Source organism: Haloferax marinisediminis (genome assembly GCF_009674585.1).
GTDB lineage: Archaea > Halobacteriota > Halobacteria > Halobacteriales > Haloferacaceae > Haloferax > Haloferax marinisediminis.
The window spans coordinates 2,065,084-2,087,648 of sequence record NZ_WKJP01000001.1 but is presented as its reverse complement, the minus strand read 5'-3'; the positions used below and the strand labels follow the sequence as shown (position 1 = coordinate 2,087,648).

Here is a 22,565-nt window from a genome sequence, read left to right as displayed (position 1 = left end):
GCGTGCCGTGACAACTATTGCCTCGAGCATAAGCAGATAACAACCATTATAATTATCCACAATCGAGAGTCGCGAAAGCGCTCACTGGACACCTCGAAACTGCGGTCCAGTGGACGTGTGCGACAGCAACCGGGCCGACCGGCATCGCCGGCGAGAAACCGGCACGAATGCACCATGGCATCTGCAGCATCATCCAACGCGAAAGACGACGAACCGACGGAAGAGACAGCCCTCGAAACAGCACGCCGACAACTCCAGCGTGCGGCAGCACACCTCGACGTTGACCCCGGTGTCATCGAGCGCCTGAATCACCCGAATCAGGTCACTCGCGTCTCTGTTCCCCTCGAACGTGACGACGGCACCACCGCTGTCTACACTGGCTACCGTGCACAGCACGACAGCGTCCGTGGCCCCTACAAAGGCGGCCTTCGGTTCCACCCGGACGTGACCGAAGACGAGTGTATCGGCCTCTCCATGTGGATGACGTGGAAGTGTGCCGTGATGGACCTCCCATTCGGTGGTGGCAAGGGCGGTATCGTCGTCAACCCCAAGGACCTCTCGACGGACGAAAAAGAGCGTCTGACCCGCCGCTTCGCGGAAGAACTCCGCCCCGTCATCGGCCCCACGAAAGACATCCCGGCGCCCGATATGGGCACGGATGCGCAGACGATGGCGTGGTTCATGGATGCCTACTCGATGCAGGAAGGCGAGACGCAGGCCGGCGTCGTCACGGGGAAGCCACCGGTCGTCGGTGGTAGCAAGGGCCGTGACACGGCCCCCGGCCGCTCGGTTGCCATCATCGCACGCGAAGCTATCGACTACCTCGGATGGGATATCGAGGACACCACCATCGCAGTACAGGGCTTCGGGTCTGTCGGTGCACCCGCCGCACGCCTCCTCGACGACTCCGGTGCGACGGTCGTCGCCGTCTCCGACGTGAACGGCGCAATCTACGACCCCGACGGCCTCGACACCCACGACGTGCCGACCCACGAGGAAGAACCCGAGGCAGTCATGAAGTACGACGCCCCGGAGACGATCTCGAACGAGGACCTCCTCGAACTCGACGTGGACGTGCTCATCCCGGCCGCAATCGGCAACGTGCTGACCGCCGAAAACGCCCACGACGTGCAAGCAGACCTCATCGTCGAAGGGGCGAACGGTCCGACCACCTCCGCAGCAGGCGAGATATTCGAAGAACGCGGTATCCCGGTCGTCCCGGACATCCTCGCCAACGCCGGCGGTGTCACCGTCTCGTACTTCGAATGGCTGCAGGACCTCAATCACCGCTCGTGGTCGCTCGAACGCGTCCACGACGAACTGGAGACCGAGATGCTCCGCGCGTGGGATGCCGTCCGCGAACAGGTCGACACCCACGACGTGACGTGGCGTGACGCCGCGTACATGGTCGCACTCGAACGCGTCGCCGCCGCCCACGAACACCGTGGTCTCTGGCCATAACTGAGGCTCGCCCCCTCACTGTCACGCGACCCCCCCACTGTCGCCACACATTTTCCATCCCACACGACACGAGACCCCCCGCGAGTCGAGACGACACTAGACTCTTCACCTCTCCACACCACCCCACTCCCACCTATGCCACGACGGAGCGTCCTGTTCTCACCCGGAGACCGACCCGCACTGATGCGAAAAGCCCCCGGCGCTGGTGCCGACGTCCTCGTCTTCGACCTCGAAGACGCTGTCGCACCCGAACGGAAAGCAGAGGCCCGCGATGCCGTCGTGGACGTCCTCTCTGACCCCGAGTTCGACCCCGATGCGGAAGTCACCGTTCGCGTGAACCCCGGTGATGCTGGCCTCGACGACGTTGCGGCCATCTGTGGCGAACACCCGCCTGATGCACTCGTCGTGCCGAAAGCGACGAGCGCCGACGAGGTAACCCGGGTTGCCGACGCGGCGCGGGAGGCAGGGACAGACTGTCCTGTCATCGCCATCATCGAGAGCGCCGCCGGTGTGCTGGCCGCCTACGAGGTTGCCGCCGCCGAGGATACCGTCGCCCTCATCTTCGGTGCAGAGGACTTCGCAGCCGACCTCGGCGCGACGCGAACAGACGACGGAACCGAAGTGCTCTACGCCCGCGAACGTGTCGTCGTCGCGGCCGCGGCCGCTGGCATCGACGCAATCGACACGCTCCACGTGGACTATCAGGACGACGCCGGCCTCCGCGAAGACGCCCGATTCGGCCGCCAACTCGGCTACGACGGCAAACTCGCCATCCACCCCGCACAGGTCGGCCCCATCAACGAGGCGTTCTCTCCCGACCCAGAAGACGTCACGTGGGCCAGGAAGGTGCTTCGCGCCCGTGACGAAGCGGCCGCCGAAGGCCGCGGTGTCTTCGGCGTCGACGGCGAGATGATAGACGCACCGCTCATCAAGCAGGCGGAGAACATCCTCGACCGGGCGGACGAATCGTACTAATACGCCTCCGACTATTCGTTGACACCTATTACCAATGCCAATGAATATTATGATTATAGTATGGTAAAATCTCCGCTACGCTTAAACGGATGCCGGGAGCGTATTAGACCATGGCACAAGAGGCGAATCCATTCGAGAGTTTACAGGAGCAAATCGACGATGCAGCAGCCTACCTCGACGTGCGCGACGACGTCATCGAGCGTCTCAAAAACCCAGAACGAGTGCTCGAAACGAACCTGTCCGTCGAGATGGACGACGGCAGTATCGGACTCTTCCGGGCCTACCGTTCTCAGTTCAACGGTGACCGAGGGCCGTACAAAGGCGGTATCCGCTACCACCCGGGCGTCACGCGTGACGAAGTGAAGGCCCTCTCGGGGTGGATGGTGTACAAGTGCGCCATCGTGGACATCCCCTACGGCGGCGGCAAGGGTGGAATCGTCATCGACCCCAAGAACTACAGCGAGAGCGAACTCGAACGCGTCACCCGGTCGTTCGCCAAGGAACTCCGCCCGTTCATCGGCGTCGACCGTGACATCCCCGCACCGGACGTGAACACCGGTCAGCGCGAGATGAACTGGATCAAGGACACGTACGAGACTCTCGAAAACACCACCGCACCCGGCGTCATCACCGGGAAGGCGCTGACCAACGGCGGCAGCGAGGGTCGCGTCGAAGCGACGGGCCGCTCGACGATGCTCACCGCCCGTGAGGCGTTCAAATACCTCCAGCACGACATCGAAGGCGCCACCGTCGCCGTCCAAGGATACGGGAACGCCGGGTCCGTCGCGGCGAAACTCATCGAAGACCTCGGCGCGAACATCGTCGCCGTCTCCGACTCCTCTGGTGGCATCTACGACCCCGACGGCCTCGATGCCCGCGACGTCAAAGCGTTCAAGAACGAGACTGGAACCGTCTCCGACTACGAGGGCGCCGAAGCCATCACCAACGAAGAACTCCTCACGCTCGACGTCGACCTCCTCGTCCCTGCGGCACTCGAAAATGCCATCGACGGCGACCTCGCGAAGGACGTACAGGCAGACATCATCGCCGAGGCCGCCAACGGTCCGCTCACGCCGCGTGCCGACGACGTGTTGACCGAACGTGACGTCCACGTCTTCCCCGACATCCTCGCCAACGCCGGCGGTGTCACAGTCTCGTACTTCGAGTGGGTCCAGAACCGCCAGCGCTTCTACTGGACCGAAGAACGCGTCAACGACGAGCTCGAACGCGTCATCGTCAACGCGTTCGACGATCTCGTCGACGCCTACGAGACACACGACCTGCCGAACTTCCGCACTGCGGCCTACGTCGTCGCCATCCAGCGCGTCGTCAACGCCTACGAGTCGAGCGGTAACTGGCCCTGAGAGACGGCCTCACTACCGACTCACTGGGTTGTCGGTCCGCTCGCTGACACGCGTTTGCTCCTTAGTTTGGGAACGTTGTACACACCCTTGTATAGCAAGTGCGCCAACCGATGCCGGGAGATTCAAGTCGGTGTAGGTCTCTGACTTCATCGATGCGTCAGGACCACCTCATCTCCGCGACAGACCTCTCGCGGGAGGACATCGAGGCGGTGCTCGACCACGCGGCAGAAATCGATGCGAATCCGGCGGCGTACCGGCAACAGCACGCCGGGAAAGTTCTTGGGCTCTGTTTCTTCGAACCGAGCACACGAACACGGATGAGCTTCGACACCGCGATGAAACGCCTCGGCGGCCAGACGGTCGATATGGGACCGGTCGAGTCGTCGTCGGTCAAGAAAGGCGAGACCCTCGCCGACACGGTTCGTGTGGTCGAAGGCTACGCCGACGGCCTCGTCCTTCGCCACCCGAGCGAGGGTGCCGCCCAGATGGCGTCCGAGTTCGTCGACGTGCCACTCATCAATGCGGGCGACGGTGCGGGACAGCACCCGAGCCAGACGCTCCTCGACCTCTACACCATTCGGGAGAACGCGGGACTCGACGACCTCACCATCGGAATCATGGGTGACCTGAAGTACGGTCGGACGGTTCACTCGCTGGCCGAAGCGCTCACTAACTTCGACGCCCGCCAGCACTTCATCAGCCCAGAGAGCCTCCGCTTGCCACGTAACGTCCGGTACGACCTCCACGCCTCGGGGTCGCAAGTCAAAGAGCACACGGAACTCGACGAGGTTCTCCCGAAGCTCGACGTGCTGTACGTGACGCGCATCCAGCGCGAACGCTTCCCCGACGAGAACGAGTACCGCAAGGTCGCCGGTGAGTACCAAATCGACGCCGAGACGCTCGAAGCGGCGTCCGACGACCTCACAATCATGCACCCACTGCCACGTGTCGACGAAATCTCGCCCGACATCGACGACACCGACCACGCGACCTACTTCGAACAGGCACACAACGGCGTCCCGGTCCGGATGGCGCTGTTGGACATCCTCCTCTCACAAGACCGATGACAGAGAACCACGAACTCCGCGTCTCGAAGATTCAGAACGGTACCGTCATCGACCACGTCGCCGGCGGGCAGGCACTCAACGTCCTCGCCATCCTCGGTATCGACGGCACGAGTGGCGAGACGGTCTCTGTCGGGATGAACGTCCCTTCGGACCGCCTCGGCCGCAAAGACATCGTCAAGGTCGAAGGACGCGAACTGAGCCAGTCCGAAGTGGACGTCCTCTCGCTCATCGCACCCGCGGCGAGCATCAACATCGTCCGCGACTACGAAGTCGTCGAGAAGAACCGCGTCGTCCGGCCTGACGTCGTCTCCGGTATCATCTCGTGTCCGAACACCAACTGCATCACCAACGCCGACGAACCCATCGAGGCACGGTTCACCGTCCTCTCTGACGGCGTTCGCTGTGAGTACTGTGACAGCATCGTCCGCGAAGACGAAGTCGCGGCCAACCTCACCGTCAACTAACCCTTCGTCGACCGGGTTCACGTTTTGCTGTGTACTGACTGTGTACTGACTGACCGTGTTCGTTCTGACTGTGTACTGACTGACCGACAGAGCGCGACGCGCACACGAGGGGTTCGCTCACCGCCAAAACAAATCATGTCGTAATCACTTAGTGCGGGGCGGACGTAGGGTAGTTCATGTCCAAGAAAGCCAAACTCGTGTTGGTCCTGGCAGTCGTCGCGCTTCTGTACACCGTCTTCTCTGGCGACGGTGAATCGGTCGAAGTCGAAATCGAAGAGTAAGCGTTCTGTTCGTCTCCTCGGCCATCTTTCGGCCGAGTGCTGTGTCTCGTCTGTGAGTGACGATTATCGACGTTCTGTTGTGCGACATCGAGAGTCGGGAGCGAACGACTTACCCGAGGGCCACCCGAACGGGTGAGCATGTACGGGGTCGTCACGCGCAACGCAGACGAAGTCGACTGGCCCGAGTTCGACCGCGGATTCTACGAGGTCAAAGACGTCACCGGCCGAGCAGCAGAACCGCTGTCGAACGCCGTGAACATGGTGTCGTGTTTCGGCGACAACGCCGCCGCGAACGAGAATCCGGACCTCGTTCCCGTCGACGGCGACGGCAACCTCGCCACCCGAGACCGGACGTACTTCGACTGGGCGTACATCTGCCCGACGAACGAGAAGTACCGTGCTGGCCTCCTCGAAATCATCGACGACGCGGTGAGTGCGAACGGTGACGTGCGACTCGACGACGTGGGGTTTCCCCGCGACGAGTACTGCCACTGTGACCGGTGTACGCGCCTGTTCGGCGAGTGGGCCGACGAACACGGCCGAGACGCTGATGACGAAGACGCCTGGTTCGAGTGGCGTGCGGAGGTCATCACCGCGTTCGTCGCCGACGCTGCCGACCGAATTCCGGGCCGCGTCTATCTCACGCTCTATCCCGACCCCTACCCGGGTCACCTCTACCGTCGTGCCGGCCTCGACATCGAGGCCCTCGCGGAGTACGTCGACGAGTTCGTCGTCCCGCTCTACGACATCGACTACGGAACGACGTACTGGCTCGAAACGATTGCGAGAGGGTTCGTGTCGCTTCTCGACCCGTACGACGTCGACTTCTCTATCGAACTGTACGCCGTCGACGTGGACGTAGACGACCTCATCCACGCGCTCGAAGTCGCAGACGAGTACGCGAAAGACGTGCTGTTCGGGTACGACGCGAGTAACGCCGCGGCGACGCTCCGTCGGATGACTGCAGACGGAAAACAAGGGAAGACCTTCCGTCCGGAAGACGCGACACGCTAGCCGAACGGAGTCGCTTCGTTCGTTCGTCTGCGCTTCGGTCGTCGCTCAAATCACGCCGGAGAGGAATCCAATGACCACGATTCCGAGAAGGAAGATGAGTGTCGCCACCGCGAACAGGACGAACATGAGCCGTCGCTGTCCACTCGTCGGTTGTGCCATGTGAACACCTCAGTACCGAGGGTACTTATCGTAGTCGGCAGACTGTCAACTTCCGACCCGTGGGCAAAAAGAACGTAACTGGGGGGTCTGCTCACGGAACGACGTACCCGCCGTCGACGACCATCGGGTGGCCAGTGACGAACGAGGCGTCGTCGGAACAGAGGTAGACGACGGCGCTCGCGATCTCTTCGGGTCTTCCAAGGCGGCCGATTGGTTCGTCCTTGAGCAGTGCCTCTTTAGCCTCCTCGTTCCCGGCAGTGAAGCGCTCTATCATCGGCGTCTCGATGACGCCCGGGAGGACGGCGTTGACGCGGATGTTATCGGTTGCCACTTCGAGGGCGGCAGAGCGGGTGAGACCGATGACACCGTGTTTCGCCGCGTAGTAGTGCGAGAGGTTCGGCCCGCCAGTCATGCCGGCGACAGACGCGGTGTTGACGATGGCACCACCGCCACGTTCGAGGAGTCGTGGAATCTCGTACTTCATGCTGAGGAACACGCCAGTGAGGTTGATGTCGATGACTCGCTGGAAGTCATCGAGGTCCATCTCCGCGATGGACCCAACCGTGCCCTCGATACCGGCGTTGTTGTGTGCGAAGTCGAGGCCGCCGAACACGTTCACTGTCTCGTCGACGAGTCGGGCGACGTCGGCTTCGTTCGAGACGTCGGCATCGAGGAACACCGCATCACCACCGGCGTTTTCGATCTCGCCGGCGACCTGTTCGCCAGCGTCTTTCTGTACGTCCGAGACGACGACTTTCGAACCTTCTTCGGCGAAACGCAGCGCTGTCTCTCGTCCGATACCGGATGCAGCACCCGTAACGAGGGCGACCTTTCCTTGGATTCCTTTCATGATATCACCACGACCCGACCACCACCGTGCGCAGTCAGTGTCGTCCCGTGTGCATTAGTTGCATAGCAAAATAATCGCTTTTCAGGAGTTTCATACCCTCAGCAAAGCCGAAACGAACAGATTCCGACTCCTCAGTCGAGGTCTTCGAGTGGGTCTGCGTTGCCGAAGTACGGGTCGGGGCCGTCACCGGGTGCCGCCCAGTCGACGGCGTTGGTGAGGACGGTTCGAATCTCGGGTTGCTCGTAGATTGGGTACGTCTCGTGACCCGGCCGGAAGTAGAAGATACGGCCCTTCCCGCGGGTGTAGCAGCACCCACTTCGGAACACCTCGCCACCTTCGAACCACGAGAGGAAGACGAGTTCGTCCGGTGCGGGGATGTCGAATCGTTCGCCGTACATCTCTGCCCGTGGCACTTCGAACGACTCGGGGAGGCCCTCGGCGATGGGGTGACCGGGTTCGACTGTCCACACGCGTTCTTTCTCCCCTGCCTCGCGCCACTTGAGGGAACACGAGGTTCCCATCAGGCGCTTGAATGGCTTCGAGTAGTGACCAGAGTGGAGGACGAGCAGTCCCATCCCACCGCGGACGCGGTCGGTGACGCGGTCGACGATTTCGTCGTCTACCTCGTCGTGGGCCTTGTGGCCCCACCAGACGAGCACGTCCGTCTCGTCGAGGACCGATTCAGAGAGGCCGTGTTCGGGTTCGTCCAGTGTCGCGGTGTTCACCTCGTTGCCTCCCTCGCGGAGGGCGTCGGCGACGACAGTGTGGATGCCATCGGGGTAGACTGCGGCGACGTCTTCACTCTCTCGTTCGTGTCGGAACTCGTTCCAGACGGTGACGGTGACCATACACTCGCCGTCTCCGGGTGGCGACAAGTATGCTCCGACCCTCGACGGATCCGCCGACGTGTGAGGCGGATTCGACTCCGTTACCGTCCGTCGAATTCGGGGTCTCGTCGCTCCATGAACGATTCGACACCCTCCGTGTGGTCCTCCGTCTCGAAGATGACGGCCTGTGCCGCCGCCTCGTGTTCGATGGCGGCCTCGATGGAGTCGTCGGGACGGCGCAAGAGTCGCTTCGAAGTCGTGAGTGCCTTCGTCGGCCCGCCGGCGATTCGGTCGGTCAACGAAGCGAGTTCGTCTTCGAACTCGTCCGCACCAGCGACGCGGTTCACGACGCCGAGTTCGAGTGCTCGCTCTGGGCCGAGCAGTTCCCCGGTGTAGACGAGTTCCATCGCGACGTTCCGGCCGACGAGTCGGGGGAGGAGGTACGAGAGTCCCGAGTCGACGGCGAGGCCGACACGGCGGAACCCGAACCCGATGTGGGCGTCTTCGTGGAGGAGTTGGATGTCGCAGGCGATGGCGAGTGCGCCGCCCGCACCGACAGCAGCGCCGTCGATGGCGGCAATCGTCGGGAGGTCACACTCGTAGACGCGGCGGACACAGTCGGCAGTGTCGTGGACGACGTGGTCGACAGCGTCCGGAAGCGACAGCGCGTCGGCCTGTAACTCCAGCATGGCGTTCACGTCGCCGCCGGCACAGAATGCACCGTCAGCTCCACGGAAGACGACACATCGTGCCTCGTCCGGGAGAGACGCGAGCGCCTCACGGACACCGGCAGTAACCTCCATGGTGAGGGCGTTTCGTACCGCTGGAGCGTCGAGCGTCACTGTGGCGACGCCCGCTTCGATATCGAGTCGCACTGCGTCGGAGTCGAGTTCGACCTCGGTCATTTTCGACGCAGACGTGCAGAATCGTGAAAAACGTTTGGTCCGTGGAGAGTTGATGGGTTCCGGTGACGGGGTTCAGTCGAGGAGGTCAGCCACGTCGATGCCGAGACCGGGACTATCCGGAACCTGCATCGAACCATCTCGAACGGGCGCGGGGTCCGGAGCGAGGTCAGTTTCCAAGAACGATGCCGTTGCAAGCCCATGTGCGCGTTCCCCGGGGACTGCGGCAGCGACGTGGAGTGCACCGACTCGGCCGACGACTGCGTCGATGGTGGTCGTGACGACGACGTCGACACCCACGTCGTGGGCGCGTTCGGCGACCGAGAGAACCCGGTCGGGGCCCCCGAGCGCCATCGGTTTGCAGACGAGGACGTCCGCCGCGTTCGAAGCGATGGCCCGTTCGGGGGACACGGCAGCGAGCGACTCGTCGATTGCGAGGGGTGTGTCGTGGAGTCGCCGCAAGACAGCGTGTCCGTCGAGTTCTTCCGCCGGGAGTGGTTGTTCGAGATATTCGAGATTGAGTGGTTCGACGGCATCGAGGAATCGGTCTGCCGTCCAACGGTCCCACGCGCCGTTCGCGTCGGCCCGAAGCGAGACGTCTGGGCCGACGGCGTCCCGAACTGCCCGGAGTCGGTCGATGTCGTCGTCGAGACTCCGTGCGCCAACCTTCAGTTTCAGACAGTCGAACCCCGTCGAAACGGCGTCGACAGCGGCCTCGACGGTCGATTCGACACCTGCGTCACCGAGCGTCGCGTTCACCGGAAGCGAGGTGTGTGAACGCGTGGCTAGCGTCGACGCGAGAGGGCGGTTTTCTGCGCGAGCAGTGGCGTCCGCGAGGGCGAGTGAGACGGCGTATCTGGCCGCCGGAGTTTCGTCGAGGGTTCCATCGTCGAGTGCAGTCTGAGGGTCCCCGACCGATTCGAGTACGTCGCGACACTCGGCGAGGGACTCGGTCCACCCCGGAAGCGGCGTTGCTTCACCGACGCCAGTGGTGCCCCCCATCTCGACGGCGACGAGGATTCCCTCTCGGCGGTCGATGTCGCCCTTGGCAGTGCTGAGTGGCTGCCGTAAGCCGAGAGAGAACTCGCGGAGGCGCATCACGCGAAGACCAGTCCGACCGAAAAGAGGACGGCGTAGAGCGCGAGCAGCTTGCCGGTGTTTTCGAGTGCTGGATTGAGTTCTGCACCTTTCGTCTCCGTGACGACCGTCCGGGCGATACGCGCCGCAATCGGCATCGAGAGGACCGGTAGGAGGACGAACCACTCGAATCCGAACTCGGACCACAGGACGACCGGGACGGCGTAGGCTACCACCAGCATCGCGACGTACTCGGCACGCGCGAATCCGTACCCGAACCGAACGGCGAGTGTTCGCTTCCCCGTCGTCGCGTCTTCCTCTTTGTCACGGACGTTGTTCACGACGAGGATGTTCGTGGAGATGGCCGCGATTGGGAGACTGGCGAGGATGGCGACGAGTGGAACGGTTCCCGGTGGGATACCCATCGACAGCGGTTCCGCGAGGATGCTCACGGCCTGCACGTAGTACGTGCCGACGACGGCGACGAGGCCGAAGAAGACGAAGACGAACAGGTCGCCGAGGCCGTGGTAGCCGAGTGGGTACGGACCGCCGGTGTAGGCGATGCCCGAGGCAACAGAGAGGAGGCCAATGACGAGGATGGGAACGCCGCCGACGTAGACGAGATAGGTCCCGAGGACGATGGCGGCAGCGAACGTCAGGTACATCGCGCGCTTCACCTCGGCCGCCGGGATGAGACCGCCTGCGGTGACGCGGGTGAACCCTTCGCGGGCCTCGGTGTCTGCACCCTGAACTGCGTCGTAGTAATCGTTCGCGAAGTTGGTTCCAATCTGGATGAGGAACGCACCCACGAGCGCCGCGAGCGCTGGAAGCGGGGCGAAGACGCCTTCGTGGACCGCGAGCGCGGTTCCGACGAAGACGGGCGCGGCGGCCGCCGGAAGCGTCTGCGGCCGCGACGCCATCACCCACGCCTGGGTGCGAGAGATATCCTGCGTACTCATTGCGTTTTACTCAGGGACCGGGGAGGGTCAAATTTTGCATTCGGCGACGCGAGACGACGAACCGACTGTCGGGGCGAACACCTATTAAACTGACAATCAGACATCAGCTATGGCACTTCCCGAATCGGTCGCATTCGCCGTCGGTCTCAGTTCGGCGCTGACCATCCTCGGAACGCTTCTCGTGACCATACGCAGTTCGGCCTGGCACTTCTGGCCACCGGGTGAGAAGTCGTGGAAGTACCGTCTTCACTGGGGGTGTGTCGCGGTGTTCAACCTGTCTCTCGTCGCCACTGCCATCTTCGATTGGAACTCGTGGATTCTCCCACGTCCGTCGAGTTTCGTCGGTGGAGCACTCCTCGCCGTCGCCGGTGTGGTCATCTTCGTCGCCAGCGAGCGGTCGTTCGAACGGCACGAGACGATGGGGCTCTCCGGAGACTTACACACGTCTGGTCTCTACGCTCGGTCGCGAAACCCACAGTACGTCGGGATGGTCGTCGGCATCGTCGGAGTCGCTCTCGTTGTCAACTCGCTCTTGGTTACGGTTCTGGCGCTGTTACACGTCTCGTGGGTGCTTCTCTTGCCGTTCGCGGAGGAACCGTGGCTTCGAGAGGAGTTCGGTGAGGAGTATCAGACGTACAAACGGCAGGTTCCGCGGTTCGTCGGCGCCGAGACGTTCAGGTCGGAGTGAACTGCCCCGCTGGAATCGCCACTCAGTACCGAGTTTTCGAGCGTGTGCTGAATACGCCGCACGTGTCGGTCGCGAAGGTGCCGATTTGGGCGGCCCGTTAGGCGCCTACTCCAACGTCCACTGTGACGTAGACACCAGTAATTTCCGTCTCCTCGACAGTCAGCGTCACCTCGTCGTCCTCTTCGGCAGGCTGGTCAGTCACGACGGTTACAGCCTCGATTGGATTCCGACGGATGAACGCCCAGATGAGGTCCAGTATCGAGGGGTGTCCACCTTTCCGAAGGACGAGGACGTAGTGCGACTCGGCTAACGCGTGGAGTTCAGGGTCTAGTTCGTGTTCGTCCAGTTCGTCTGGTGGGATGACGTGGAGGACGTCGCCCTGAATCGTCTCGGTCATAGTCGGAAAATGAGTGCGAACAGAAAGAAGGGTGCGCTCTCGAACGAACGCTGGGTCCGTCCAGATTACCGTCGAAGGTCTACGATTCTGCGGTTTTTCCCTCCACCGTGAGACGCGACGCGTCTCACGAGCCTTCGTTCGCTGGCCCTCACGAAGACAGGTTTTTGCAGGGGTTCAAGCGCCGCGTTGCGGCGCGAGGACCTCTCGAAAAAGGTGGGCTAGTAGTGCCAGGGGTAGTCGCGGAAGCGCGGTTGCCGCTTTTCGAGGAATGCGTCACGGCCCTCTTGCGCCTCCTCGGTCATGTACGCGAGTCGGGTCGCCTCGCCGGCGAACACCTGCTGGCCGACCATGCCGTCGTCGGTCATGTTGAAGGCGTACTTGAGCATCCGCATCGCCGTCGGCGACTTCTTCGTCATCTCGTCGGCCCACTCCAGTGCGACGTCTTCTAACTCTTCGTGTGGAATCGCCTCGTTGGCCATGCCCATGTCGACGGCTTCCTCGGCGGAGTACGTCTTGCCCATGAAGAACACTTCGCGGGCCTTCTTCTGGCCGACCTGCTTGGCGAGGTACGCCGACCCGAAGCCACCGTCGAAGGAGGCCACGTCGGGGTCGGTCTGGAGGAACTTCGCGTGTTCTTCGGACGCCAGCGTCATGTCGCAGACGACGTGGAGCGAGTGACCGCCGCCGACGGCCCATCCGGGGACCACGGCGACGGCGGGTTTCGGCATGAAACGGATGAGTCGCTGCACTTCGAGGATGTGCAGTCGGCCGGCTTTCGCCTCGCGAACGAGCGGGTCGTCGGATACGTCCGCTTCGTCGTCGTCGCGGTACTCGTAGCCCGACCCGCCGCGAACGGACTGGTCGCCGCCGGAACAGAACGCCCACCCGCCATCTTTCTCCGATGGACCGTTGCCGGTCAAGAGGACACAGCCAATATCGGCGCGCTTTCGAGCGTGGTCGAGCGCCGCGTAGAGTTCGTCCACCGTCCCGGGGCGGAATGCGTTGCGAACCTCCGGGCGGTCGAAGGCGATGCGCACCGCTGGCACGTCGACGGCGCGGTGGTAGGTGATGTCGTCGAACTCGTCTGACCCCTCGACCGGTTCCCAGCGGTCGGGGTCGAAAATCTCCGAGACCATATCGAGAGGCGGCGCGGGCGGCGCAAAAAGATTCGCTTGCGTGGGCGAGTCCGAGCAGGCCGAGGATGTGGCACTCGTCCCAACCTATACTACCGCAGACGGTGTTCTTTGAGGACATGTCCTCCCTTTCGGCCCTCCTCGTTCGGTTCGTCCACGTCGGTGGGATGGCGCTCCTCCTCGGCGGCGCGCTCTTCGTGTGGAACGCGCTCCGGACGGCAGGGTTCGGCTACGACAGCGTCCAACTCGCCTCTCAGTACGAGTGGGTGTTCTGGGGGACGATGGGGGCGATGCTCGTCACCGGCGTGGGGAACCTCGGCGAACTCGGTGCACCGGGTCCGGCGACCCGCTGGGGGACGGTTTTGACCATCAAACTCGGCGTCGTCACGGTGCTGGTCGTCGGGTCGTTCGTCCGGACCGTGGTCGTTCTCACTGCACGGCGGAGCGGTGTCAGGGGAGTCGACGAGACGTGGTTCAGGCGATTTTACGGTGCAACCTCGGGGATACTGGTTCTCGTCGTCGCGCTCGCGGAGGTGCTCGCCCATGGCTGACGTGGACGCGCTCGAACTGTGGACCATCGCCACGTTCAACCTCGTCGTGTTCGGTCTGCTGAGCGTCCTCGTCGGTCACACGAGCGGGTCGTTGGCAGACATCCTCGCTGGACTCGGCACCGTCGAAGGTGTGCTGGTGTTTGGGTATCTGTGGGCCCTCACGGTTCTCGCGACGCGATGGGTGCTCTCCGAGGGTGGTCTCGACCGAATCCGCGAAGGAGAGCTTTCGTCACTCGTGGTCCGTGGCGGGCTCGCCGGTGGGCTCATCGGTGCGGGGTTCTTGGTCGGGGTTATACTCGCCGGTGCGCTCGTCAACCTCGTCACTGGGCCGTGGTCTATCCGGTTAGATGGCGTGCTCCCGTTCGTTCTCATCGTCGTCGTCGCCGGCGGCGTCGCCGCACTCGTCGGTGCAGTCGTCGGTGGGGTGTTCGTCATCGTCGACGCCGCGTTGTACCGCCTCTCGTCGTCGTTCGTCCTCCGTCAGTCGTCGTGATTCTGGGTGACTCGCTCGGTTCGGACGGGGCCGTTTGGACTCGTCACCCACGACGTGAGCCCGACGAGAATTGCGGCGCAGATGCCGACGAGAAACGCAGTCACGCTGTAGAGCGTGCCGTATGCGACGAGACCAGTCGCGACAAACCCGGTGGTTAGCGAGCGACGACGACTCCGTAGGTGAACACTGCGAGGCCAGCGAGCGTGGCGACGAACGGGGAACTCAGTCCGTAGTGAGGGTGGAAACCGGAGGGCATACACCCTCCATCAAATCCGCACGTGAAAGGTCAGTTGGTCAACTGGTCGACGACTCGTTCTCGAAGGTCCTCACGGACCCGATGCGAGGACTCGGCGTCGGTACGGACTTCGATGACGTCGGTGCCGTCGGAGGCAACCGATTCAGCGTACACGTCGCGGAACTCGTCCATCTCGACCGATTCGAACGATAGGTCGTAGAGCCCCTCGGTCGCCGAGAAGTCGAGTCCGTGGGGCGTCTTGAACTGGTCCGTGAACGGGGGTTCGTAGTCCTCGATGGGGAGCATGTGGAAGATGCCGCCACCGTCGTTGTTGACGAGGACGATGGTCGCGTCGACTCCGAGGCGGCCAAGCGCGAGGAGGCCGTTCATGTCGTGATAGTACGCGAGGTCACCGGTCAGAAGCGTCAGATGGTCCGTCGACGCCGACCCGGCACCGAGTGCTGACGAGACGATACCGTCGATACCCGACGCACCACGGTTCCCGAGGACCGTTCGGGCCTTGGTCGAAGGACGAGCGAACCGGTCGAGTTCGCGGACCGGCATCGAGTTCGACACGAAGATGGTCGACGGTTCGGGTGCGAGGTCGGCCACGTCGGCTGCGAGTCGCCCCTCGAACGCGTCAGTTTCCGCGTCGACGGCATCCCAGTGAACGTCCTCTGCGTCCGTCCACAACTGATTCCACTCGGCGTCAGGGCGGTTGCGGATGAGTTGCGAGAGGCGCCACGCGAGTATCGAAGGTTCGGCCTCGACGAGGTCTGTCGAGGTGAACTCCGCTTCGCGCCACTGACCCGTCGGGTCGACGAGGTACTGTCGTGCGTCGGTCCGCGCGAGGTACTTCCGAAGGGGCTTGGAGGTCGGTGACGCACCGATGCGGACGACGACGTCCGGGTCCGGCCAGTCGGCGGTGACGCGCTCGTCGAGGTAGGCGTCGTAGCCACCGAGGACGGTCGTCGTTCGCGTGTGACCGCCGAATCGGAGGCCCGAGAGTGGGTCAGCGACGATTGGGAAGCCAGTCGCATGCGCGAAGGCGGCGAGTGCCTCGGTGTTGAACCCCGGTGGGTCAGCAGGTCCAGCGACGATGAGGCCACGGTCGACTGTGAGTTCGTCAGCGAGTTTTCGGAGATGGTCTTCGGAGAGTTCGGGTGCGCCGGTCGTCGTCCGAACGTACGGCGTGCTCCCGTCGCGGCCATCGAGTGCGTCACGGTCGAGGTCGGCGGGGACGTCACCGTCGACGTGCGTCGGTTCCAGTGGTTTCCGGAAGGGGAAGTTGAGGTGAACTGGGCCAGCGTCGACGCCTGTGGCTTCGGAGATGGCCCGCGCGGCGGTCGTTCGAAGGCTTCGGAGTTTCCGGTCAGTGGCCTCCGGTTCAGGCATGTCCTTGTACCAGCGGACAGCGTCGCCGTAGAGTTTCTCCTGGTCGATGGTCTGGTTGGCGCCGCTGTCGCGAATCTCTGGCGGGCGGTCGGCGGTGAGGACGAGCATGGGAACGCGCGCCTGTGACGCCTCGATGACCGCGGGGTGGAAGTTCGCTGCAGCAGTTCCAGACGTACAGACGATAGGCGTCACCTTCCCAGTCCGCCGTGCCCGTCCGAGAGCGAAATAGGCGGCCGAGCGCTCGTCGAGATGTGAGAACGTCTCGATGTCGTCGTGGCGGTCGAACGCCTCGACGAGCGGTGTCGACCGACTGCCGGGTGCGATGCACACCGCGTTGATTTCGGTGCGTGCCAGTTCGTCAACGAAGGTTCGTGCCCAGAGGGTGTTGCGATTCGGGTGTGTCATCTCGTATCGTCGCAAGTCGTCGTGTGGTGAGGGTTGTTAGAAAGCGGTCCAGAATCGGTCACTCGTCGCGTTCGAGTTCGTCGAGGATGGGCCGGTACTTCAGTTGTACTTCGTCCCACTCGGCGTCGGGGTCGGAATCCGCGACGAGTCCGACACCAGCGAAGAGCGTCGCCATCGTATCTTCGACGGTTGCCGACCGGATGGCGACTGCGAAACTCCCGTCGCCGTCGGCGTCGAACCACCCGACTGGGGCGGCGTACCACCCTCGGTCGAACGGTTCAGTGTCGCGGATGACGTCGAGGGCCGCCTCAGGCGGTAAGCCACCGACTGCAGGCGTCGGGTGGAGTGCCTCGACGAGCGAGAGGACGTGTTCGTCACGTTCGAGCGTCGCGTCGATTGGCGTCCAGAGGTGCTGAACGGTCGCGAGTTTTCGGACGCCGCGTTCGCCGACGCGAATCTCCGCCGAGAGTGGGTCGAGTTGCTCACGAATCGTCTCCGCGACGAGTTCGTGTTCGTGGTTATCCTTGTCGCTCGCGAGGAGTTCGTTCGCCAACCACTCGTCTTCGTCGTCGGTGTCGCCGCGACCGGTCGTGCCAGCGAGTGCGCCAGTCTCGACCTCACGACCGCGGAGTGAGACGAGTCGCTCGGGCGTCGCACCGAGGAAGCTCGCACCCATCTCGGGTTCGATGAGGAATCGGTGACACTCGGGGTACGTCTCACCGAGGCGTGCGAGGAGGTCGGGCACGGACGCAGGTCGGTCGAGTTCGACCTCCAGCGCCTGTGCGAGGACGACCTTCCGTAACTCACCTGCGCGAATGCGCGAGACTGCGGCTTCGACACTCTCGCGCCACGCGTCGACCGACGTGGTTCGGTGTCGTGCCGAGACGCCGGGTGGCATCTCGGGGGGCGCATCTTCGAGGCCCGTGAGTGTCGTTCGAACCGCTGCGAGTCGTTGTTCGACCGTCTCCGGGTCGGTGTCGACCGCGTTGACGGTTAGCCACGCCGCGTCGTCTTCGAAGACGAGTTGCACTTCGGGGACAACGAAGCGCGCTGCCGGGAAGTCGGCCCACGGGTCGCGTCCGGTCGCCGCTTCGTGAAACGCAAACCCACCGAAGAATCGGGGTCGGGCGGCGACCGAATCGTCGACGTCCGCGCCGTCGAGAATAGTCGACGCCGTCTCGCGGACTCGTGAGAGGCACTCTGGCCCGTCGAATTCGAGGGTTACGGCCGCGCCGCCGCCGACGATTGTCGGTTCGTCGGGAGCAGTCCACAACGTTCGTGGGCGACGTACCGCCGCGAGAGACGCGGTCACTGGCGGCGAAGACAGTCGGGCCGACCTACTGACGAGGTGCGTGGCGACCTCGTCTGTCCGCAACGGTTCCATCGATGGACGCTCAGGACCGGGGACGCTTGAAACTCTCCCTTCTGTTCTGCGACATGCGACGAGCGAGAGCGACCCACGCACCGCGATGTTGTGCATTAACCGACAGATACGTCGCACATGGAGCCGCGAACAGCGAGTTCTCTAACTATATCGCTCTTCGTTCCACGGGTTACGCCCACCTTTTTCGGAGTCTCCCTCCGGTCGACTCGGAAAAATCTGACCAAAAAATAGTCCACTCTAACTATATCGCTCTTCGTTCCACGGATTCGCTGTGTTCGAGTACCCCCGCTTCTCCCAGTAACCACGCTCGGGTTCCGTGAGGAATTCGACCCCAGTCACCCACTTTGCCCCCTTGTAGGCGTACTTGTGCGGGGTGACGACTCGGAGGGGTCCGCCGTGGTCCGCAGGGAGGTCTTCACCGTTGTACCCCCAGACGAACATCACTTCGTCCCGCATGCACGTGTCGAGCGGGAGGTTCGTCGTGTAGCCGTCTAAGGCGTGGAACATCACGTGGACCGCGTCGTCGGTGACGCCCGCTTCCTCCGCGAGCGTCGGGAACGTGACGCCTTCGAACTCGCAGTCGAACTTGCTCCACCCGGTGACGCAGTGGAAGTCCTGTCGCTGTGTCTCCGACGGCAAGTCGTGGAACTCGTCGAACGAGAGGTCGAGGCTGTTTTCGACGGCGCCCCACACCTCGAACGACCACGTCTCGGGGTCCCACGATGGGGTGCCACTCTTCGAGAGGACCGGAAACCGTTGTGTCTCACGTTGCCCCGGCGGCAAACGGTCGTCGCCAAACTCCTCGTAGAGGTGCGTGACGTCTTTGGTCATGTTCGATGCTTCGGCCGAACGCACCTATCTGTACCGACTCCGGAATGTGCCAACTATCGGTTTGCACAACAACAACCAGTCGAACACAAACGTAAGTTCTCATTTGAGAAGATGAAGTTCAAGATTCACTTTGGGTACCCCGGTAGAGTTATATACGGCCCTTCCAAAGCGTCGGACGTTCAGATGCCCAAAGTAGAGATCACCGTGCCGGAACACCTGGAGATGCAGATCGTCCAGCTCGTCGAAAAAGGTGAGTTCGTCAACCGCGACGAAGCGATCGAGGACTTGCTTTCGACTGGTATCCGCGCGTACAAGACGAGCGGTCCGATGTCCGACGAGGACCGCGCGTTCGAAGATGACGGAATGATGGGTCACGAAGACGAGTACGTCTTCTGAACCGAATGACAGCAGGCCCCAATAACTCTTAAAACACCCTCGCGCCTAACGGACTCTCATGCACAAGGACGAACTGCTGGAGCTGCACGAACAGATGGTTATCATCAAAGACCACTTCTCGGCCCGTGAACACGTCGACTCGTCGCTCTTCGAGCCGTACGAAGAACTCGGCGTCGACCCGTCTCACGTCCACAAGTCCAAGAGTGAGCACAAGCACGCCGTCTTCGTCCTCGGGAACGCCCTCGCGACGGCGATGAGCGAAGACGAGTTCTCGAGCGCTGGCCGCGTCGGCAAGCGCATGGAAGAACTGGCAGAAGACGCCGAAGGCAAAATCTGACCGCGAGCGACGCTCGCACGTCGATACTGCGTGCGCGACGCTCTGTCACCCGCCGTGTTGCCCGCTAGCACTGCTCAAGCAGTTCTCCACTGGTTTCTTTATCGCCCGTTCGCTCCACACAGGTAGCCTATGCTAGACATCCCCGGTTGGATTCCGTTCCACCGGCTTGCTGCCGTCGGTGCGCTTCTCGTCGCGCTCGTCGTGCTCGCGCTCGTCGACCGGCCGAGTCGCCTCACTGCGGCACTTCGTCGTCGCTTCCTCTTCGGACTTCCTCTCGGGACGTTCGTCAGCGTCGGGGGCGTCCTCTTCGTGTACCTCTTCGTCCAAGGGGGCTTCTCCTCGTGGTATCGACCGCTCGTCATCCCATTTCGGGCGTGGTCGTACTTCTATCCGCTCGGGATGGTCACCGCCCCGTTCGCGCACTCCAGTTCGGGACACCTCGTCGGCAACCTCATCGGCACCCTCACACTAGCACCGGTCGCCGAGTACGTGTGGGGTCACTATCCGACGCGCCGTGGGTCGGCCTCGTTCGGGTCGTTCACTGAGAACCCGTATGCACGGGCGCTCGTCATCTTTCCTGCGGCCGTGGTCGGCGTCGGACTCCTCACGTCGATATTCGCACTGGGGCCGGTCATCGGCTTCTCCGGCGTCGTCTTCGCGTTCGCGGGGTTCGCGCTCGTCACTCGCCCCCTGACGACGATTCTCGCGTTCGTCTCCGGTCGCGTACTCAGCCTGTTCTACAACGCCCTCCAGAGTCCAGAAGTCGTTGCGACGGCGCGTCCCGTCTTTTCGACGCCGTGGTGGGCACAAATCGCCATCCAGGGTCACGCGATTGGCCTCTTGTTCGGCGTCCTCCTCGGCGTGTGGCTCGTCCACCGTCGCGGTGACGTCCGTCCCAGCGCACTCCGGAGTTTCGCTGGCGTCCTGGTCTTCGCGGTCAGCGAGTCGCTGTGGGCAGTGTACTGGTTCCGCGGCGGCGACACGTTCGTCCTCTTTCGCGCCATCGGGTTCGCACTCGTCGTCGGACTTGCACTCATCGTCGCACTGACGGTGTCGGCTTCGGACAGACCGCTTCGTGACCGAGCACCCGCGAATTCGGTGTTCTCCACTCGCCGATGGCAGGTCGGTGCGGCCGTCATTCTCGTCGCCACGGCCGCGTTGACGGGGCCAGCGATTCCGTACAACCTGTTCACTGCGGCCGACGACGACCTCCCCGGAGAGAGCGTCTCGGTCAGAGACTACGAGATAACCTACGCCGAAGACGTGCCGAACGGCTTGACGGCCGCCTTCGACATCGAACTGTTCGGCGAGTCGACGACGACGAACACCTCGGGCGTCATCGTCAAGAGTCAACAGCGAGGTATCTGGACGACCGCAGTCTCGACCAACAGACTGGCGTTCGACGGCGAGTCCACGGTCAGGGTCGGCGGGGTCGGCTGGCAGGACCAGGTCACTGCAGTCCGCGACGGGTTCGTCGTCTCCGGCACCGGTGAGTCGGTGTATCGCGTCTTCCTCGTCTCCAACGAGTCGGTCACGTTCGCTTACGCGACAGACCCACTCCAAGCAGAACCGGTCGTCGCCGGCCGAAACATCTCGGTCGTCCCGACGGAGACTGGGTACGACCTCGGCGTATCGACACAGAACGGGACCGTGAGAGGACCGATGCCGACCCAGAACGTGACGACGACGCTCGACGGGATTCAGTTCGTCCGAGAAGACGAGTTCGTGTTCGCCGAGTACGATGGAACACGGGTTCGGGTCGCGAAAGAAGAGACGTACCAGTAACGACGAGAACCGAGAGCACTACCACTCGATACGGAACACTTCTGCGTCGAGTTCCTTCCGGTCGGCCTTGTGGAAGTCGAACTGGCGTTCGAGGTCGAACGTCGCCCGGAAGGCGTCGGTCAACTCGCCACCGGCGTCTGCGACGAACGCCTCGACGAACTCCTTGCTGCCCTCGTTATGGACTGAGTACGACACATCGGCCACGGAGGCGACCGATTCGAGAAAGGCTCTGTCGGCGTGTTCGTTCCCGCGTTGTGCGCCGAACGGCGGGTTCATCAGAACGGTGACCGGTTGCTCCTCGGGGAGACACAGCGGAAGACGGGTGGCGTCGCCACGAACCCAGTGGATAGGCGCCGAAGCGCCGACGCGGCGCGCGTTGTTCGTCGCCGTCTGCAACGCGTCTGGGTCGAGTTCGACGCCGACGACACGAGCGGGAGACCTGAGCGCAGCACCGAGCGCGAGCATTCCGGTCCCTGACCCAAGGTCGACGACCGTGGTATCCTCGATGTCGCCCCGGAGGTCCGCGAGGTGGACGATGTGCGCGGCGAGGTCCGGTGGCGTCGGATACTGTTCGAGGCCGACCTTCGGGTTCTCGAAGCCAGCGACCACCGCCAACTGCGTCTCCAGTGCGGCTTTGGTAGCCATCAGGCGTCGATGGGGCCGCGAACCTCAAAAGCGACACCCTCGCGGTGGGCACGCTCGTCGAGGGCCGCGAGTGTGTTCTCCACGTCGTCCGGGCGACAGCACTCGGCGACGTCGACGACGATGCGACCCGCTCCGAGGAATGCGGCCGCGCGAACGAGGTCGCGGATGCGGTCAGACTCCGACTGAACCGCGAGTGGGCAGTCCTCTTCGAATCGTGCTTCGACGACGAGTTCGGCCGGGAGGTAGCCTTCGTCGGCGAGTCCCGACTTCAGGTCGCGCAGGTGTTCGGGGGCAGTCGAGTCGAGGGCCGACGCGTCGACGACGAGTGGCGTCAGGTCGGCAGTCCGACCTGCCGCGAGGGTTGCTTCGACGGACGAAGGGTGCTGTGTGCTCATGTTGCCCACACATTTCCTTTGGTTATACATATAACTTTGTAAATGCCTAGTAGTAATATGCAGGTCCGGGAGAGGAGTCCACATCCGTCGAAATA

General features: G+C 63.1%; 24 protein-coding genes and 1 pseudogene. 12 read left to right on the top strand and 13 right to left on the bottom strand.

The features are described 5' to 3' along the window. Positions 1 to 174 precede the first annotated feature (174 nt). From gdhB to GJR98_RS10785, 6 genes are all read left to right on the top strand, one after another. Positions 175 to 1,461 (top strand): glutamate dehydrogenase GdhB, encoded by a 1,287-nt coding sequence (gene gdhB, locus GJR98_RS10810; RefSeq protein WP_151138303.1) that lies wholly within the window; start codon positions 175 to 177, stop codon positions 1,459 to 1,461. A 135-nt stretch (positions 1,462 to 1,596) separates the two neighbouring features. Then, positions 1,597 to 2,436 (top strand): HpcH/HpaI aldolase/citrate lyase family protein, encoded by an 840-nt coding sequence (locus tag GJR98_RS10805; protein WP_151138301.1) that lies wholly within the window; start codon positions 1,597 to 1,599, stop codon positions 2,434 to 2,436. A 110-nt stretch (positions 2,437 to 2,546) separates the two neighbouring features. Then, a complete protein-coding gene (locus tag GJR98_RS10800; RefSeq protein ID WP_151138299.1) occupies positions 2,547 to 3,800 on the top strand; it encodes a Glu/Leu/Phe/Val family dehydrogenase in 1,254 nt (417 codons plus the stop codon). A gap of 152 nt (positions 3,801 to 3,952) precedes the next feature. Beyond that, positions 3,953 to 4,867: an aspartate carbamoyltransferase gene (gene pyrB / locus GJR98_RS10795; RefSeq protein ID WP_151138296.1), complete on the top strand. Its 915-nt coding sequence runs from the start codon at positions 3,953 to 3,955 to the stop codon at positions 4,865 to 4,867. Further along, positions 4,864 to 5,331 carry an aspartate carbamoyltransferase regulatory subunit gene (pyrI, locus tag GJR98_RS10790; RefSeq protein WP_151138294.1) on the top strand — a complete coding sequence of 156 codons (468 nt, stop codon included), beginning with the start codon at positions 4,864 to 4,866 and terminating at the stop codon, positions 5,329 to 5,331. Before pyrB ends, pyrI begins: the two co-directional genes overlap by 4 nt. 419 nt (positions 5,332 to 5,750) lie before the next feature. After that, positions 5,751 to 6,626 (top strand): hypothetical protein, encoded by an 876-nt coding sequence (locus GJR98_RS10785; RefSeq protein ID WP_151138292.1) that lies wholly within the window; start codon positions 5,751 to 5,753, stop codon positions 6,624 to 6,626. A 250-nt stretch (positions 6,627 to 6,876) separates the two neighbouring features. On the opposite strand, the gene GJR98_RS10780 is transcribed toward GJR98_RS10785, so the two are convergent. The 5 genes from GJR98_RS10780 to GJR98_RS10760 form a co-directional block, all read right to left on the bottom strand. Beyond that, positions 6,877 to 7,635 (bottom strand): SDR family oxidoreductase, encoded by a 759-nt coding sequence (locus tag GJR98_RS10780; protein WP_151138289.1) that lies wholly within the window; start codon positions 7,633 to 7,635, stop codon positions 6,877 to 6,879. A gap of 131 nt (positions 7,636 to 7,766) precedes the next feature. Further along, positions 7,767 to 8,483 carry a ThuA domain-containing protein gene (locus GJR98_RS10775; RefSeq protein WP_151138287.1) on the bottom strand — a complete coding sequence of 239 codons (717 nt, stop codon included), beginning with the start codon at positions 8,481 to 8,483 and terminating at the stop codon, positions 7,767 to 7,769. An 80-nt stretch (positions 8,484 to 8,563) separates the two neighbouring features. Continuing rightward, positions 8,564 to 9,367, bottom strand: a complete 804-nt coding sequence (locus GJR98_RS10770; RefSeq protein WP_151138284.1) for an enoyl-CoA hydratase/isomerase family protein — start codon at positions 9,365 to 9,367, stop codon at positions 8,564 to 8,566. Positions 9,368 to 9,439: 72 nt separating this feature from the next. After that, positions 9,440 to 10,462, bottom strand: coding sequence for an o-succinylbenzoate synthase (gene menC, locus GJR98_RS10765; RefSeq protein ID WP_151138282.1), 1,023 nt, complete (start codon positions 10,460 to 10,462; stop codon positions 9,440 to 9,442). Continuing rightward, entirely contained in the window at positions 10,462 to 11,361 is a 900-nt protein-coding gene (locus GJR98_RS10760; RefSeq protein WP_394349872.1) for a 1,4-dihydroxy-2-naphthoate polyprenyltransferase, read from the bottom strand. Before GJR98_RS10760 ends, menC begins: the two co-directional genes overlap by 1 nt. A 148-nt stretch (positions 11,362 to 11,509) precedes the next feature. On the opposite strand from GJR98_RS10760, the gene GJR98_RS10755 reads away from it, so the two are divergent. Then, entirely contained in the window at positions 11,510 to 12,088 is a 579-nt protein-coding gene (locus GJR98_RS10755; RefSeq protein WP_151138278.1) for a methyltransferase family protein, read from the top strand. A gap of 97 nt (positions 12,089 to 12,185) precedes the next feature. On the opposite strand, the gene GJR98_RS10750 is transcribed toward GJR98_RS10755, so the two are convergent. Continuing rightward, complete coding sequence (locus GJR98_RS10750) at positions 12,186 to 12,485, bottom strand: DUF7526 family protein (RefSeq protein WP_151138275.1); 300 nt, start codon at positions 12,483 to 12,485, stop codon at positions 12,186 to 12,188. A 218-nt stretch (positions 12,486 to 12,703) separates the two neighbouring features. Continuing rightward, positions 12,704 to 13,621, bottom strand: coding sequence for a 1,4-dihydroxy-2-naphthoyl-CoA synthase (locus tag GJR98_RS10745; protein WP_151138273.1), 918 nt, complete (start codon positions 13,619 to 13,621; stop codon positions 12,704 to 12,706). A 116-nt stretch (positions 13,622 to 13,737) separates the two neighbouring features. On the opposite strand from GJR98_RS10745, the gene GJR98_RS10740 reads away from it, so the two are divergent. Together GJR98_RS10740 and GJR98_RS10735 are read left to right on the top strand one after the other, a co-directional pair. After that, a complete protein-coding gene (locus tag GJR98_RS10740; RefSeq protein WP_151138270.1) occupies positions 13,738 to 14,169 on the top strand; it encodes a CopD family protein in 432 nt (143 codons plus the stop codon). Further along, entirely contained in the window at positions 14,162 to 14,662 is a 501-nt protein-coding gene (locus GJR98_RS10735; protein ID WP_151138268.1) for a hypothetical protein, read from the top strand. Before GJR98_RS10740 ends, GJR98_RS10735 begins: the two co-directional genes overlap by 8 nt. Here the strand turns inward: GJR98_RS10735 and GJR98_RS17975 are convergent. The 4 genes and pseudogenes from GJR98_RS17975 to GJR98_RS10715 form a co-directional block, all read right to left on the bottom strand. After that, positions 14,650 to 14,832, bottom strand: a pseudogene (locus GJR98_RS17975) (hypothetical protein); the annotation flags it as partial. The gene GJR98_RS10735 and the pseudogene GJR98_RS17975 sit on opposite strands and share 13 nt — an antisense overlap. A 116-nt stretch (positions 14,833 to 14,948) precedes the next feature. Beyond that, positions 14,949 to 16,697: a 2-succinyl-5-enolpyruvyl-6-hydroxy-3-cyclohexene-1-carboxylic-acid synthase gene (gene menD, locus GJR98_RS10725; RefSeq protein ID WP_151138266.1), complete on the bottom strand. Its 1,749-nt coding sequence runs from the start codon at positions 16,695 to 16,697 to the stop codon at positions 14,949 to 14,951. 58 nt (positions 16,698 to 16,755) lie between these two features. Continuing rightward, positions 16,756 to 18,081: an isochorismate synthase gene (locus tag GJR98_RS10720; protein WP_151139428.1), complete on the bottom strand. Its 1,326-nt coding sequence runs from the start codon at positions 18,079 to 18,081 to the stop codon at positions 16,756 to 16,758. Between the two features lie 237 nt (positions 18,082 to 18,318). Beyond that, on the bottom strand, positions 18,319 to 18,912 hold the full coding sequence (locus tag GJR98_RS10715; RefSeq protein WP_151138262.1) for a sulfite oxidase-like oxidoreductase: 594 nt from the start codon (positions 18,910 to 18,912) through the stop codon (positions 18,319 to 18,321). A gap of 183 nt (positions 18,913 to 19,095) precedes the next feature. Here GJR98_RS10715 and GJR98_RS10710 point away from each other — a divergent pair, with 183 nt between their 5' ends. The 3 genes from GJR98_RS10710 to GJR98_RS10700 all read left to right on the top strand — a co-directional run bounded on the left by GJR98_RS10710 (position 19,096) and on the right by GJR98_RS10700 (position 21,430). Then, positions 19,096 to 19,308 carry a ribbon-helix-helix domain-containing protein gene (locus GJR98_RS10710; RefSeq protein WP_151138260.1) on the top strand — a complete coding sequence of 71 codons (213 nt, stop codon included), beginning with the start codon at positions 19,096 to 19,098 and terminating at the stop codon, positions 19,306 to 19,308. Between the two features lie 58 nt (positions 19,309 to 19,366). Then, positions 19,367 to 19,645: a UPF0058 family protein gene (locus GJR98_RS10705; protein ID WP_151138257.1), complete on the top strand. Its 279-nt coding sequence runs from the start codon at positions 19,367 to 19,369 to the stop codon at positions 19,643 to 19,645. A 129-nt stretch (positions 19,646 to 19,774) separates the two neighbouring features. Further along, the gene (locus tag GJR98_RS10700; RefSeq protein WP_151138255.1) at positions 19,775 to 21,430 is read left to right on the top strand and encodes a rhomboid family intramembrane serine protease; all 1,656 of its coding nucleotides are present in this window, start codon (positions 19,775 to 19,777) and stop codon (positions 21,428 to 21,430) included. 18 nt (positions 21,431 to 21,448) lie between these two features. Here GJR98_RS10700 and GJR98_RS10695 read toward each other — a convergent pair whose 3' ends face one another. Together GJR98_RS10695 and GJR98_RS10690 are read right to left on the bottom strand one after the other, a co-directional pair. Further along, positions 21,449 to 22,075: an METTL5 family protein gene (locus GJR98_RS10695; RefSeq protein WP_151138252.1), complete on the bottom strand. Its 627-nt coding sequence runs from the start codon at positions 22,073 to 22,075 to the stop codon at positions 21,449 to 21,451. After that, entirely contained in the window at positions 22,075 to 22,470 is a 396-nt protein-coding gene (locus GJR98_RS10690; protein WP_151138250.1) for a hypothetical protein, read from the bottom strand. The genes GJR98_RS10695 and GJR98_RS10690 overlap by 1 nt, the downstream gene beginning before the upstream one ends. Between the last annotated feature and the right edge of the window lie 95 nt (positions 22,471 to 22,565).